Annotated in this window: 13 protein-coding genes and 3 pseudogenes; 12 read left to right on the top strand and 4 right to left on the bottom strand. The window is 63.2% G+C overall.

What is annotated here, in order from left to right; genetic code table 11:
- Window positions 1-169: 169 nt before the first annotated feature.
- Window positions 170-1,033 carry a MerR family transcriptional regulator gene (locus NA11_RS40605; protein WP_069167434.1) on the bottom strand — a complete coding sequence of 288 codons (864 nt, stop codon included), beginning with the start codon at window positions 1,031-1,033 and terminating at the stop codon, window positions 170-172.
- A 332-nt stretch (window positions 1,034-1,365) separates the two neighbouring features.
- On the opposite strand from NA11_RS40605, the gene NA11_RS40600 reads away from it, so the two are divergent.
- The 5 genes from NA11_RS40600 (at window position 1,366) to NA11_RS40580 (ending at window position 5,677) form a co-directional block, all read left to right on the top strand.
- Window positions 1,366-1,881, top strand: coding sequence for a MarR family winged helix-turn-helix transcriptional regulator (locus NA11_RS40600; RefSeq protein ID WP_069167433.1), 516 nt, complete (start codon window positions 1,366-1,368; stop codon window positions 1,879-1,881).
- A gap of 258 nt (window positions 1,882-2,139) precedes the next feature.
- A complete protein-coding gene (locus NA11_RS40595; protein ID WP_069167432.1) occupies window positions 2,140-3,036 on the top strand; it encodes an NAD(P)H-binding protein in 897 nt (298 codons plus the stop codon).
- Window positions 3,033-3,647, top strand: a complete 615-nt coding sequence (locus NA11_RS40590; protein ID WP_069167431.1) for a CPBP family intramembrane glutamic endopeptidase — start codon at window positions 3,033-3,035, stop codon at window positions 3,645-3,647. The genes NA11_RS40595 and NA11_RS40590 overlap by 4 nt, the downstream gene beginning before the upstream one ends.
- A gap of 228 nt (window positions 3,648-3,875) precedes the next feature.
- Window positions 3,876-4,826, top strand: a complete 951-nt coding sequence (locus NA11_RS40585; RefSeq protein WP_069167430.1) for a YihY/virulence factor BrkB family protein — start codon at window positions 3,876-3,878, stop codon at window positions 4,824-4,826.
- 557 nt (window positions 4,827-5,383) lie between these two features.
- Window positions 5,384-5,677: a hypothetical protein gene (locus NA11_RS40580; RefSeq protein WP_069167429.1), complete on the top strand. Its 294-nt coding sequence runs from the start codon at window positions 5,384-5,386 to the stop codon at window positions 5,675-5,677.
- Window positions 5,678-5,744: 67 nt separating this feature from the next.
- Here the strand turns inward: NA11_RS40580 and mbp1 are convergent, their stop codons facing one another.
- Both mbp1 and NA11_RS40570 read right to left on the bottom strand, forming a co-directional pair.
- Window positions 5,745-5,990, bottom strand: coding sequence for a microaggregate-binding protein 1 (mbp1, locus tag NA11_RS40575; RefSeq protein ID WP_069167428.1), 246 nt, complete (start codon window positions 5,988-5,990; stop codon window positions 5,745-5,747).
- A gap of 132 nt (window positions 5,991-6,122) precedes the next feature.
- A complete protein-coding gene (locus tag NA11_RS40570; protein WP_069167427.1) occupies window positions 6,123-6,482 on the bottom strand; it encodes a MerR family transcriptional regulator in 360 nt (119 codons plus the stop codon).
- A gap of 146 nt (window positions 6,483-6,628) precedes the next feature.
- On the opposite strand from NA11_RS40570, the gene NA11_RS40565 reads away from it, so the two are divergent.
- The 4 genes and pseudogenes from NA11_RS40565 to NA11_RS45340 form a co-directional block, all read left to right on the top strand.
- The gene (locus NA11_RS40565; protein WP_141718135.1) at window positions 6,629-7,048 is read left to right on the top strand and encodes an Hsp20/alpha crystallin family protein; all 420 of its coding nucleotides are present in this window, start codon (window positions 6,629-6,631) and stop codon (window positions 7,046-7,048) included.
- A gap of 145 nt (window positions 7,049-7,193) precedes the next feature.
- Complete coding sequence (locus NA11_RS40560) at window positions 7,194-7,559, top strand: STAS domain-containing protein (RefSeq protein WP_069167426.1); 366 nt, start codon at window positions 7,194-7,196, stop codon at window positions 7,557-7,559.
- Window positions 7,560-7,805: 246 nt separating this feature from the next.
- Window positions 7,806-8,307 (top strand): annotated as a pseudogene (locus NA11_RS40555) (hemerythrin domain-containing protein).
- 91 nt (window positions 8,308-8,398) lie between these two features.
- Window positions 8,399-8,743: pseudogene (locus NA11_RS45340) on the top strand (SDR family oxidoreductase); the annotation flags it as partial.
- Window positions 8,744-8,878: 135 nt separating this feature from the next.
- Here NA11_RS45340 and NA11_RS45335 read toward each other — a convergent pair.
- Entirely contained in the window at window positions 8,879-10,054 is a 1,176-nt protein-coding gene (locus NA11_RS45335; RefSeq protein WP_069167424.1) for an aminotransferase class V-fold PLP-dependent enzyme, read from the bottom strand.
- Window positions 10,055-10,189: 135 nt separating this feature from the next.
- Here NA11_RS45335 and NA11_RS40540 point away from each other — a divergent pair, with 135 nt between their 5' ends.
- The 3 genes and pseudogenes from NA11_RS40540 to NA11_RS46205 form a co-directional block, all read left to right on the top strand.
- A complete protein-coding gene (locus tag NA11_RS40540) occupies window positions 10,190-10,786 on the top strand; it encodes a hypothetical protein (protein WP_069167423.1) in 597 nt (198 codons plus the stop codon).
- Between the two features lie 245 nt (window positions 10,787-11,031).
- A complete protein-coding gene (locus NA11_RS40535; RefSeq protein ID WP_069167422.1) occupies window positions 11,032-11,346 on the top strand; it encodes a hypothetical protein in 315 nt (104 codons plus the stop codon).
- 1,341 nt (window positions 11,347-12,687) lie between these two features.
- Window positions 12,688-13,014, top strand: a pseudogene (locus NA11_RS46205) (hypothetical protein); the annotation flags it as partial.

The following is a 13,014-nucleotide window of genomic DNA, read 5'->3' as shown; positions in this document are numbered from 1 at the left end:
CACGATGGACCCACATCGACTCCTTTCGAGTGCGGTCACAGAACCATCGTACGCCAAAACGATGCATAAGTGATGCACACATTGCTGACAACTATTTCAGAAATTTAACTATCTGACAACCTCGCGGGGCAAGGGCGACATCGAACCGTGCGACCGTTCGACCCGCCGATCAGACAGGACAAGCGAGCCGAGCCACCCGCTCGACAGCGTCCTCCAACGAGTTCACATGCTGTATTCCCGTAGGCAGATCACCGCCGTACCATCCGGGCCCAGCCGCGACCACGCCGGAGGCACCGGCCTGCGCGACGCCGACCGATCCCAGGTCCGCGGTGGCGTTCGATTGCGACCACAGCACAACCACCGGTGCCCGACCAGGACGCGAGACTGCGTCGGCGAGAGCCGATTCCGGCATCGACTGGCCGAGAAACACAGCGAGGATCCCCCGTTCGGCGAGCGCTGCGCGCAGCACCTCGAGTGGCAGCGCGTGATTCTCCCGCGTCGTACACGCCAGCAGGACCGGCACCTGCCCGGCACCGTACTGCGGTGGCGGAATCACCCGGTGCAGGCTTGTCGCAACCGCCCAGGACAGGTGATGTTCGACGTCGATGAACCCGCCGCCGCGCTCTTGACGGCCGACGATCTCGGCAAAAGCAGGGCGACACAGTCGATTCCAGGTATCAATCACCCCGTGATGGATCATGTGGGCGGTCAGCACGGCCAGCAACGCCGCCGAGTCGAGCTGTTGCGCCGCGTCGAGCACGGGAGCGACATCGCCGAGTACGGGCACTGCGCCGGCCACCCGCGCGGCGCTGGCCGGGCTCATACCGGCCCGCACCAATGCCACCATCTGACCGACAATCGCGACGTCGGTCCGGGTGTAGAGGCGGTGCTTGCCTGGCCGGTGCCAGCCAGGCGGAAGCCCGTAACGCTGATTCCAACTCCGCAACGTCGCCACCGGAATACCGAGCGTTCGCGCCACGACACCGACGGTGAATTCACCGCCGGACTCCGGCTGCTGCCGCGAGCTCGTCACCAGTGCACCAGGAACGCACCGATCGGCCACCCCGCGATGACATCCCGTTGTCGATCGTGGGGCGAGCCGCGACGACCGGCCCCCTGCGTATTGCGCGGGGCGGCGGTGCTCTGCTTGCTGCCGTGCATTCATCCTCGCGCCGTTGTTGCGTGATAACGAATACCCAGCCTATCCCAGATATGATGCAGAAACGATGCACTCGACAGGTAGCGTTGAATTCCTGGAGTGAGGTTATCGACGAGGCGTAGCGATCCCAAACACTCATTCCACACACATTTCAGATTCTTAACTATTAAGCAACCAAGGTGATCGCGAGCGTTAGGCTGACGCTCATGACGGAACAGGATGTACCGCCGGCCCCAACCGGGGTGACCTCGAACGAACGCACGGCACTCGAAACCGAGATAGCGACCGACATCCGCGCTCTCACCGCCGTCTCCGATCAGCTCGGGCACCTGTTCGCACGATCGAACGACCTGCGCCCCAATGATTTCCGGGCACTCCTGCACATCGCGACCGCCGAGTTCGCCGGCTCGCCGATCACCCCCGGCCAGCTGGGCAAGCTCATGGGCATGACCTCCGCCGCGGTGACCTACCTGGTAGAACGCATGATCGAATCCGGCCATCTACGCCGAGTCATCGATACCAACGACCGTCGACGGGTCATCCTGTACCACGACGAACGCGGGTCGACGGCAGCGCATGAGTTCTTCATCCCAGTGGGCACGCGGACCCGTGCCGCCATGGTGGAGTTCCCCGATGCCGACCTGCGCGCCACTCACCGCGTGCTGTCCTCCGTGATCGCCGCGCTGCGAGCGCATTTGGCAGATCCCACAGGTTCGCAGTAACCGGATTCAGCTCCGATACCGTCGCCGTCGCAGGCGGAGGCACCATGACCGTCCGTACGTCCCGCGAACTCGCCACAGCCACAGTCGCTTTCGAAGCCGTGCCCACCGCACCCACCGGCCTACCGAATGTGGTTGATCAGCCGGGACGGCCGAGGACGCACACTGGGTGGCACGGCGACGACTGGTCTGAGTAGCCTGGCGAAGCACGGCCTGACAGCTCCGGGGCTTCACTCCACCCGCTACGGACAGGATGCGCCAATGACAGTGCTCGTAGCGGGCTCGACCGGCTTCGTCGGCAGGCGATTGTGCCAGGAACTGGCCGCCGCTGGCCATGCCGTTCGTGCCATGACCAGGCATCCGGAGTCGTATCGAGGCAGTGGTGACCCCGTTGCCGGCGACGTTGCCGAGATCGGCTCGCTGCGTTCCGCCCTCGCCGACTGCACCGCCGCGTACTACCTCGTCCACTCATTGGCGGAAACAGATTTCGAGCGCCGGGACGCCGAAGCAGCCCGCAACTTCGGCCGTGCCGCCGCCGATGCGGGCGTGCGCCGGATCATCTATCTGGGCGGGCTCGGCGAGGACACCGACGACCTGTCCGCGCATCTGCGCAGCCGACGCGAGGTCGAGGGGCTGCTTGCCGCGGCGGGCGTGCCGGTCACCACGCTGCGTGCGGGAATCATCGTCGGCCACGGTGGTATCTCCTGGGAGATCACCCGCCAACTCGTGGAGCATCTGCCCGCGATGATCACGCCACGCTGGGTCCGCACCCGGACTCAGCCGATCGCGGTCGACGACGTGGTCCGCTACCTGGTCGGGGTACTGGATAAACCCGAAACCATCGGCGGCACTTTCGACATCGGCGGCCCGGACGTGCTCGAATACATCGACATGCTGCGCCGGGTCGCCCGGATCGAGGGCCGCCCCTTGCTGGTGGTGCCTGTCCCGCTGCTCTCGCCACGACTGTCCTCGCTGTGGCTATCGCTGGTCACCGACGTGGACACCACCACAGGGCGCGCGCTCGTCGATTCGATGAGCAACGAAGTGGTGGTGCGGGACAACAGCATTCGAGGTCTGGTGCCCTTCGAGCCGCTGGGCTACGACGACGCGGTGCTGCGGGCACTCGGCGAACGCGCCAAAGCCGGGCGAACCACATGACTCGTGAACTCGGCCTTGCCGCACGGCGACTCCGGGTCGCCGCCGCCGCGGTCGCCGGTACCGGACTGCTGGGCGCCTCGTTTGCCGCCGAACCGGATTCGCCCGAGTTCTACGGTCTCACCCTCACCACCGCCGCCTCCTGGGCGCTCGGCGGTCTTCTCCCCGACATCGGCGACGACCAACCGGAACGGCCCATTACCTCGCCTATCCTGATCGGCGCTGGAGCATTCGCCGTCTTCTACGGATGCGCCCTCATCGCCCGCCGAATCCCCTTCCTGCGCAAGGAAATCGCCAGCGTCCTCCGGTACGCCGAACAAGGACCGACCCCGCGGGTACTGCTGATCACCCTGGCCAACGGTGCCGCTGAGGAGATCTTCTTCCGTGGCGCGGTCTACTCGGTCGCAGGTAGTAAACCCGTCGTCGTCTCGACCGGTATCTACGCCTGCGTCACCGCCGCAACACGCAACCCCGCACTGGTGCTGGCCTCGATATTCATGGGTGCCCTGTTCGGTCTGCAACGCCGAGCCACCGGCGGCATCCGAGCACCCCTACTAACCCACATGACCTGGTCGGCCCTGATGCTGCGTTATATGCCACGCCTGTTCCACTGATTGTGCATCCAGCTGGAGGGCACCGGCCAACGTGACACTGGCGCAATGTCTCTCAGGACTTGATGCGCAGCGAGTCTGGTGCGCCGACTTTGGCGGGGCGAGGGTTGAGTTCGTACTGCAGCGCCCGACTTCCACCGAACGGTCGAGAATCTCGCTGTTTCGACTGCCCCAACCCGCGTTTGCGCTGGTCGAGCCCGGGTATTCGGCCGCAGAAGGAGAGGTTGCGCGATGCCGATTCAAGACGTTGTGGCAGAAGCGAAGTCGACCGGACCGCTGGATCTGCGGTGGCGAACCTGGCGGGACGCGTTGTGGCGCACGGTGCTGCAGTTCTGGAACGACAAACTTACCGATTGGGCTGCGGCGCTTACCTATTACGGTGTGCTTTCGCTCTTTCCCGGCATCATTGTGCTGACCGCGATGCTCGGGTTGCTGAGCCCCGCCGCGACCCAGTCGTTGATCGCCGCCATCCAAGACGTCGGATTCGGAAGTGAGACCGGCGTGGTGGTGGACTCGATCAAAGAGCTGCAAGCCAGCCGCTCGATAGCAGGTCCCGTGGCAATTCTCGGACTTCTGGTGGCGTTGTGGACGGCGTCAGGATACGTAGGAGCGTTCATCCGCGCCGCGAACTCGATCTACGAGGTCGGCGAAGGCCGCCCGATGTGGAAGACGATCCCCCTGCGGATCGGGTTGACCTTGGGGATAGTACTTTTGGTGACACTGTGCGCATTCGGGATCGTAACCACAGGTAGCCTCGCCGACCATCTCGGACAATGGCTCGGCATCGGCGAGGCCGGAATCATCGCATGGGAAGTCTTGAAATGGCCGGTCCTCGCACTGGTGATCGGACTGGTGATCGCACTGCTGTACTGGGTGGCACCCAATGCCGAACAACCCGGATTCCGTTGGCTGACACCAGGTAGCGCGCTCGCGGTCCTCCTCTGGATCGCGGCCTCAGCCGGATTCGCCTTCTACGCCGCCAACTTCGGCTCCTTCAACAAGGTCTACGGATCCCTCGGCGGCGCAGTGGTCTTCCTGATCTGGTTGTGGCTCACCAACTTAGCGGTGCTGCTCGGTGCGGCATTCGATGCCGAACTGCTGCGCGGGCGCGGGATCGAGCAAGGCCACTCCCCCGACAAGACGCCTTTCCTGCCACTACGCGACGACCCGACAGACTACTGAACTCGGGCAGCAACGGCTCGACCAGCGCACACAACTCGTCCGGCGCCAGCCGACGCGGCAGCTCGTCGCTCACGGCCGGACATCATGCCGCGCAACCGAATCCGACACACGGCAAATGAGGAACCTCAATCAGATCCTGCTCGAGGAGCCGCCGTGCCGTAACCACCGGAGTCACCTGCGTTCCCGTGCGAAGGGACCGACTTGTCGTCGATGGCCCCGGAAGGGCGTTCGGCTGGCCCACCACCCGGCTCGTTCGATCCGGTGTCCCGCGATCCCGGCGCCCCGCGCTCGGACTGCGGCTCTTCCTGCCGTTGCTGGTCTGGGTCGTTCATGGCCACGCTCCCTATGGATCGCCGCCTCTCGCGGCAATGGTGCTTGCGGCCTACCCGCGGATGTGGGGCCGAAACCGGTTGGCATCGTAGGACGACAACATTGTTGTCGACGACGATTGACAAGCTGACGAGTGCTACGAGCCTTCGCCCGATCTCGAGTCGCGACACGTTGAGCTTCGAGCCTCTCCTGTCCGACACCTGCATCGGCTGTACACCGAGGCCGACGTGGTGCTGCTCGGACGAATGCTCGACCTCATCAAGGCCGGTGCGACACCAGCGAGTGCGGCGGCGACCGCCGGCGGGGCGGCGTTGTCGCCCGGGGACCGGTCCGCGTTGCTCAGTGTCGCGTTCGCGCTCGAGACCAGATCGGTCATCGCGTTGTTGACAGCCCATATTCGCAGCTACGGCGACGCGGGCGCCATGGTGTTCGTCGGCGGTCCCGGTTGGGACAACCTCATCTTGCCTGCGCTCGCCACTCGGGTGGGCACCCTCGACGAGGCCATTGCCCACCTCAGCTGAACCGCAACACGCGCACAATGTTGTGGGCCGGGCGAATCTGCCCGGCCCACAACCGTTCTAGCCGCAGCTACTTGCCGTGTTGATGGCCGGCTTGGCGGGCCTCGTTGACATCGGCCTCCGCCCGCGCCTTCTCCGCGGCAGCTTCCTTCTTTGCCGCCTCGAGCTCGGACTCGGCCTTATCTTGCTGTGCTTGCCCCTCGCCTTTGAGGTTCTCATCACCGGTGACGGCGCCAGCAGCTTCCTTGACCTTGCCCTTCACGCCTTCGACGACACCCTCGACACCTTCGCGGGGTCCACTTCCATGCTCCGACACAGTAATTCACCTTCCGGTACGACGACGACTCTCCTCTGCCGCATACCCGGGGTCTCCCTGTCCAATCACCGATTGCCTCTTCGTAGACGGAAAACCTCTCGCGAGTTGGGCGATACCTCCATCGGCGATCCGTTATCTGATTGTCTTGCTGGGGCTTTGACTGTTCTCACGCAGAGTGGTGTTGTCGTCGCGCAGGCGAGCGTTGTCGGTATGGAGGTCAGCGTTGGCGTCCTCGAGGTCGAGGATGCGGCCGATGCCTGCGAGATTCACTCCAGCGGCCGCCAAGGTGGTGATTCGCCGTAGGCGTGCGATGTCGTTGCTGCTGTAGCGGCGGGTGCCGCCCTCGCTTCGAGCCGGGGTGAGCAGGCCGTGGCGTTCGTAGAGCCGCAGCGTCTGCACGCCGATCCCCGCCAGATCGGCAGCCACGGAGATCCCGTACACCGCCTGATCAGGGTTGGGCAGATGTGATTCCAGCTGGGGCTCCTCGGGCATCGCTCTCCTCATCTATCGGCCTTGGTCAGGTTTTCTATTGTAGCCACTTGCATTCATCTATTGGGAGTGCTAAAACAAATCTATGCCAGATGAAAGAGGTTATCTGGCCCGACGATGAAGAATGGAGTGTGTTGGAGGTGGCGACCATGCTGATGCGTACCGATCCTTTCCGTGATCTGGACCGTTTCACGCAGCAGGTGTTCGGCACAGCGGCGCGGCCCGCGGTGATGCCGATGGACGCCTGGCGTGAGGGCGACGAGTTCCTGGTCGAGTTCGACCTGCCGGGAATCGACCCGAAATCGCTTGACCTGGACATCGAACGCAATGTGGTGACCGTGAAAGCGGCGCGCCCTGAACTGGATTCGGGGCGGTCGATGATCGCCGCGGAACGCTCCCGTGGCGTGTTCAGCCGCCAGTTGTTCCTCGGTGAGGGCCTCGATACCGACCACATCCGCGCCGACTACACCGATGGTGTGCTGCGCCTGGCGATTCCGGTCGCGGAGAAGGCCAAGCCCCGCAAGATTCAGATCGAACACAGCGATCGGCGTCAGGCGATCAACGCCTGACCGGCCCGCGCTGGGCGGCCCCGACAGCTGGGCCGCCCAGCCATCATTCGACAACGGCGGCCAAGAGGCAGGCTATGACCACCACCGACTACGTCGGGCAGCGCAGCGTCGCCCATGATCCCGACACCACAGCGGCAGTGACGCGATGAACGCCGAGTCCCGCGCAGTGAAAATGCGCCTGAGCTGGGTTCACTCGGCTGCGGTGCTCACCGTATCCGGCGAGGTCGACGCAGTGTCGGCACCACAGCTGCAATCAGAGATCGAGAATGTACTCGGTTATGAACCATCGTCGCTTGTGGTGGATCTGTCCCAGGTGGGGTTCTTCGGATCTGCGGGGCTCAGCGTGCTGCTTCTCGCGCTGGAGACGGTGTCAGAAGACAGACTGCGAGTGGTCGCGTCTCCGCAGGTACGGCGCCCCATCGAGGTGACCGGGCTCGACGCGACACTCGGGCTGTTCGAAACATTGCACGCCGCGCTGACCTTTGGTGAAACCCCAAGCAGCACTGGCTAACCCGCGATTTCGACATCAGGACCGGAAACCGCGAACACCGCGTATCGACCAGGGTGAGATCGCGCCGAAATCATTGCGTGGTAGCGCGGATCGTGCGCAGTCGTGCCGTGCCCCTGCCGATGACCCGGCGGGGTGAATCCGTATCTTCGCGTGAACCAAGGTTTGTATCGAAGGTTTCGCCGGTTCAAACGCGGGAAAGCCGGGCATGAACCCAGCTCGAAACCGTTGCCCTAGCTAGGAGTTCCGATGTCTACCGACGCAATAGTGCTGTTACGCGACGACCACAAGGCCATCCGCAAGCTTTTCCGCGACTTCAAGAACGCCGGTCCCACTGCTCATGTGACCAAAGGCAAACTGGTCGACAAGATCATCGAAAAGCTGACCGTGCACACCTACCTCGAGAACGAATGCATGTACCCGCAGGTCCGCAAACTGCTGCCCGACCTGAGTGACGACATCCTCGAATCCTACGAAGAACACCATGTTGCCGACGTGCTGGTGATGGAAACTGCTCGGCATGAGTCCCGACGACGAACGGTTCACCGCCAAAGCGACGGTGCTGATCGAGAACGTCGACCATCACATCGATGAAGAAGAAGACGAATGGTTCCCCAAGGTGCGAGAACGGTTGGGGCGCAAGGAACTCCAAGAGATCGGAGAACAGATGATCGAGCTGCGCAAGAAGGCGCCGACCTCCCCGGCGCAGCCGTCGGCACTGAAGAAGACCGTTGACGCGGTGATCTCCTGACACGGCACTCGGGCCTGCCCGATCGACGGGTTTACCTCTCCCGTCCTGAGGTAGTCGGCCGAAGAAATGGCGAAACCGTCGACGAAGGACCTTCGCCCGCGAAGGCGCCGACGTGCTCATTTCTTACCTGAACGAGGACGACGACGCGCCAAGGAGGTCGCCGATCTCGTGACCCAGGCCGGCCGCAAAGCGCAATGCGGCCTATCAGATGACGCACGAGACGCTGGAAGAGATCAGCGACGAGGAATTCGACTACACCCTCCACGTCAACGTCAGCGCCTACTTTCGCCTGGTCAAGGCCGCATTGCCGCACATGCCCGCAGGCGGGTCGATCATCGGCAGCTCTTCGGTCAACTCCGATATGCCCTCGCCGACCCTGGCCCCCTACGCGGCGACCAAGGCCGCCATCGCGAACTTCTCGGCCAGCCTGGCACAGCCGAAAATGCTGTCACCGCTTCGATGAACACTGTTGCCAGCCATAGGATGTGGTGGGCTCCAGGAAATCGAACCTGCGACCCTGGTTCCTTCGGGCAGAGGGGCGGTAGTTGTCGAGCTCGGATCGGGGCAGATCCTAGAGCGAGGCGACGATGGCTACAGCACGGTCGATCTCTTCCTCAGTGTTGTAGTAGTGCGGCGACAAGCGCACGGCCGGGTGGATGCCGCGTTGTTCGGTGTCGAATTGGTTGTGTTCTGCGACGGTTGTACTGACGTTGATCGAGTGTCGGGCAAGCTCAGCGGCGACTTGGGCGGCGCTGCGGCCGGTGACCGTCGCGGTAACCAAGGCACACTGCACCGCGCCGAGGTCGTGCACGCTGATGGTGTCCAACTCGCGCAGGCCATTACGCAGACGGGCACCGAGTTGCTGAGTACGTTGCCCGATCACCTCCAGACCCAGATCGAGCGCTTGGGCGACCGCCGCACCCAGCCCGACCACGTTCATGTAGCTGTTCTCCCAAGTCTCGAATCGCCGCGCCCCCTCAGCCCAGGTGAAGGAGCGGCCGCCATCCCAAGTGGCAGAACGAATTTCGGCAACATGAGGATCGATGCGCGACAGCGCCGCAGTGCGAGCGTAGAGAAAACCGGTGCCACGGGGGCCACGCAGGTATTTACGTCCGGTGCCGGTCAGGAAATCGCAACCGAGTTCGACGACATCGGCGGAGAACTGACCGACCGCCTGTGTCGCATCGAGTAGGTAGAGCACGTCGGCGGCGCTGGCGATTCGACCGACCTCAACTGCGGGATTGACCAGACCTCCACTCGTCGGAACCCAGGTCAGTCCAATCAGTTTGACGCGCTCGTCGATCAAATCGGCTAATGCCGCCGTATCGATCTGCCCGGAGTCGTCGTCGGGAACGACCACGACTTCCGCTCCCTGACGCTGGGCTGCCTGCAAGTACGCGAGCACGTTGCTGCCGTACTCATTGCGGCCGGTGAGAATCCGATCACCAGCGCGCAGCGGGATCGAGTAGAACGCGGCGTTCCACGCATGTGTGGAGTTATCGAACAGCGCAATCTCTGAACTGTCGGCGTTGAGCAGGCGCGCGAGCGCTCGATAGGTACCTGCGATCTGCTCGGCCGATTCCTCAGCCGCCTCGTAGCCACCGATAGACGCCTCCAAGTGGAGGTACTCAGTCATCGCCGCCAACGTCGCGCGCGACAGCAACCCCGCGCCCGCATTGTTCAGGTGGATCCGGTGCGCACACCCAGGTGTATCCGCTCGCAACTGTTGGATATCGGACTCGCGCACGATTCTCCTTTTGGCCCACCGGTTTTCGCGAGCGTACCTGGTCACCGCATTGCTCGCGCACCGGTTTCATAGGTCGGCCCTCGGAGTCGTCATTGACCCGCCGAGGTTTCGCGTAGCACTGCAGGGAGTTTCGGCGTGGACCTGTGGACTCCCGAGGACAGTCAGGTGTCGTCAGAAACCGCGATCCTGGTGATCGATGTGGCACTGGGGACAGACAAGCCGACGGTGCAGCTTGTTGCCGCGGAGATCCTGTGCCGGAACTCGACCCGGCTCAACCCTTGTCAGTCGCTGCATTGGCCGAGTTCGGTTGAAGGAACATGGAATACAGAGTTCAGCGCCCGAACCAAACTGCTGATCGTCGACGCCCTGATCCGAATGACCTTGGGCGGCCCGGCAAACGAATGCGCGTTTCGCGCTGTGGCGGTGCGGCTTTTCGGCATATGGGAGACGGAGAAGGACGATCCGCGCGTACGGGGATGCATCGGCAAGCTACTCAAAGCGCTCATTCCACGGCTGGAGACCCTCGGATACAGCGTCTTCACGCAGGGCAACCGACAAGTCACCCTCCAGCACGTACGTGAAGCCGCCGACAGCGCGGCCACCAAACCCGATGGCTTTCTCGATCATCTCTCCACAAACTTCGCCGACCAACTCCGTGCGTGGAGGCCAACGCATGACATCCAAAGTGCACCTCATCCAACTGGCGAAAACCGGCAGCCTAGCCCGCACTGACACCTGGGCTCTACCACGCAACAGTGATCGCGCGGATCAACCCGAGCGGTCCTGCCCAAAGCGCGCACATCAGCCGGATGCCCATCGTGGCGAGATCACCTTCGGTCGCGAAATCGGTCCAGGCCCGTTGCATTTCATCTTCCAGTAGTCCCCACAGAGAGCGTACTGTCTACAGTGTAGGTCTACACCAGAAAACGCAGTGCTACTCCGACGCAGCAGCATCGACACGAACGGATGTGAACCGCATGGGTACCTATCTGGACTCCCCCAACCTTCCCTTCAGCCTGCACTTCGCCACCGCCGAATCGCCCGCCGTGGCCGCAGCCGCCCGAGACTGGATCTCCCGCGGTCAGATCTTCACAGTCACCCTCACCGACGGCTCCGATACCACCGAAAACCGTTATCTGCTGATGAATTTCGGCGCAGTCTCCTGCCTGACCCTGCACAACACCGACGTCCGTAACAGCACTGGTGATCAGCGGATCACCTACGGCGCTTCCCTCACCAAGAGCGGCGACCTCGACGTCGAAACCCAAGCCCTATCGGCCCACATCAGCTGACAATCACCGACATTCACCTATGTAGGCAGCATCGTTTGTGAAGCCCGCCACGACAGTTTGCGGGTGACCGCGATGAACACCACCGAGACGATCACAGTGACGAGGGCGGCTCCGACGATCCGGAAGCCCTCGAGGTTTGCGCCGAGATGTCGATTCGGCGGCGCGCCAGACGGCGGTCAGTAGTAGTGACGCTGTATCCGATCATGCCTAGCCGCCGCGCGACGTCGCTGATGCTGCCCACGTGCCCGTAGTGGGGGTTGACCGCCTCCCCGGCAGAGGCTCATCCAATGCGCTCATGTCACAAACCCTTTCGCGCTCTGCTTCCGGCAGACACCAGCAAGCACCTTCAGCCGCACAGCGTTGCGCGGCACTCTGGCCGCCGAAGAACCGAGCTTTCGTATCGTCGAGGACTGCCCTCAGCGGACGGCGTCCACCATCCCCCATCCGGGCGAGGTGCTGCAGGTCATCGAGGGCATTTGCCGCGTCCTACCGCGCCGCAAACGAGCAGATCGGTGACACATACGATGAAAAACGGTGACAGATGCCGTGATCAGAACCTCGGCTCGGCGAGCTCAACCGATGCGGTCAGCGACAGCCGCGGTGGTCAGTCACGCCCCGCTTGTGCGGGTTAGTCCTGTGGCCGCATCAGCTCCCGCCGCACACTCGCCGCCCAGACGTAAGCCCTGGCAACGTGCTCATTTCCCTGAATGCCAAGCTGAGCGTTCAGCGGCGGTCACGTGGAGTCACCGCTGGGCGCAGGGCGCCCACTGCGAGCCAGGAGTGGCTTCGGACCATCGCCGTCTCTGCCGAAAATTGCCGACGCCGGAAGCAATATCCTACCTATTTCAGAAAATGTAATGCGAAAATCGGCAATACATGTATTGCGGCACGCACTCCCGTAGTAATCGACACCGAAGAGGCGTAGGCTGAATTTGCTGCTCCAGCCTCGGCGACATCATAATTCGCCACCACTGCTGGCAGATGAGTCAAAGCATGGATGAATATTCGCAGATGTCAGTGCTTCATTACCGGCCGCTGAGACGTTTTCACGAGATGATGACCGCCCGATGCGGTCGTCCGTAACCGCCTCGGCAGCAACGGATTATACATGACAGCCCGAACACGGCGACCACTACGTCCACTGCAGAGTTCCACTCTTCACCTCCGCTGACCAAGACGGCGAAGTAATTGACTTGTCGATCAATAGACGAGCCGGTGAATGCGCCGCGACGCGCTGGGCATTCGTTTTACTTCATACCGAAGCGGACGATCGATAGAGCGCGCCACCATAGCCGATTCCATCATGTCGGCCGCAGCGCACAGCAATATAGGAGCATTATCATGACCAGAACTCTCAGCACACGGACCCGCATCGCAGCATTATTCGGCGGTCTCGTCCTGACTACCAGTGCCATGATCGCCGCGGCGCCACCCGCGTTCGCCGCCTGTACCGCAATCAACGGTGCCAACGGCGCCCCTGGCACGGCCTCCCAGCCTGCCGGTGGCAGCGGCGGCAACGGCAGCCCGGGCACCGCGAACTGTCCAGGGGGCAGCGGCGGCAACGGCGGTATCGGCTTCGGCGGCGGAGCCGGTGGTGCGGGCGGCAACGGCGGCAGCGGCGGGCTCGGCGTGATGGGTAGCGGCGGACTCGGCGGCAACGGCGGACTC

The organism is Nocardia altamirensis NBRC 108246 (assembly GCF_001612685.1).
Lineage (GTDB): Bacteria > Actinomycetota > Actinomycetes > Mycobacteriales > Mycobacteriaceae > Nocardia > Nocardia altamirensis.
Note: the sequence above shows the minus strand (reverse complement) of the source record. Positions and strands in the feature narration are given on the sequence as shown.

Coding starts and splice junctions, on each gene's coding strand:
- NA11_RS40560 (WP_069167426.1), top strand. CDS start 7,194: ATGAACGCCGAGTCCCGCGCAGTGAAAATGCGCCTGAGCTGGGTTCAC.
- NA11_RS40535 (WP_069167422.1), top strand. CDS start 11,032: ATGGGTACCTATCTGGACTCCCCCAACCTTCCCTTCAGCCTGCACTTC.
- NA11_RS40585 (WP_069167430.1), top strand. CDS start 3,876: ATGCCGATTCAAGACGTTGTGGCAGAAGCGAAGTCGACCGGACCGCTG.
- NA11_RS40595 (WP_069167432.1), top strand. CDS start 2,140: ATGACAGTGCTCGTAGCGGGCTCGACCGGCTTCGTCGGCAGGCGATTG.
- NA11_RS40590 (WP_069167431.1), top strand. CDS start 3,033: ATGACTCGTGAACTCGGCCTTGCCGCACGGCGACTCCGGGTCGCCGCC.
- NA11_RS40600 (WP_069167433.1), top strand. CDS start 1,366: ATGACGGAACAGGATGTACCGCCGGCCCCAACCGGGGTGACCTCGAAC.
- NA11_RS40570 (WP_069167427.1), bottom strand. CDS start 6,482: ATGCCCGAGGAGCCCCAGCTGGAATCACATCTGCCCAACCCTGATCAG.
- NA11_RS40565 (WP_141718135.1), top strand. CDS start 6,629: ATGCTGATGCGTACCGATCCTTTCCGTGATCTGGACCGTTTCACGCAG.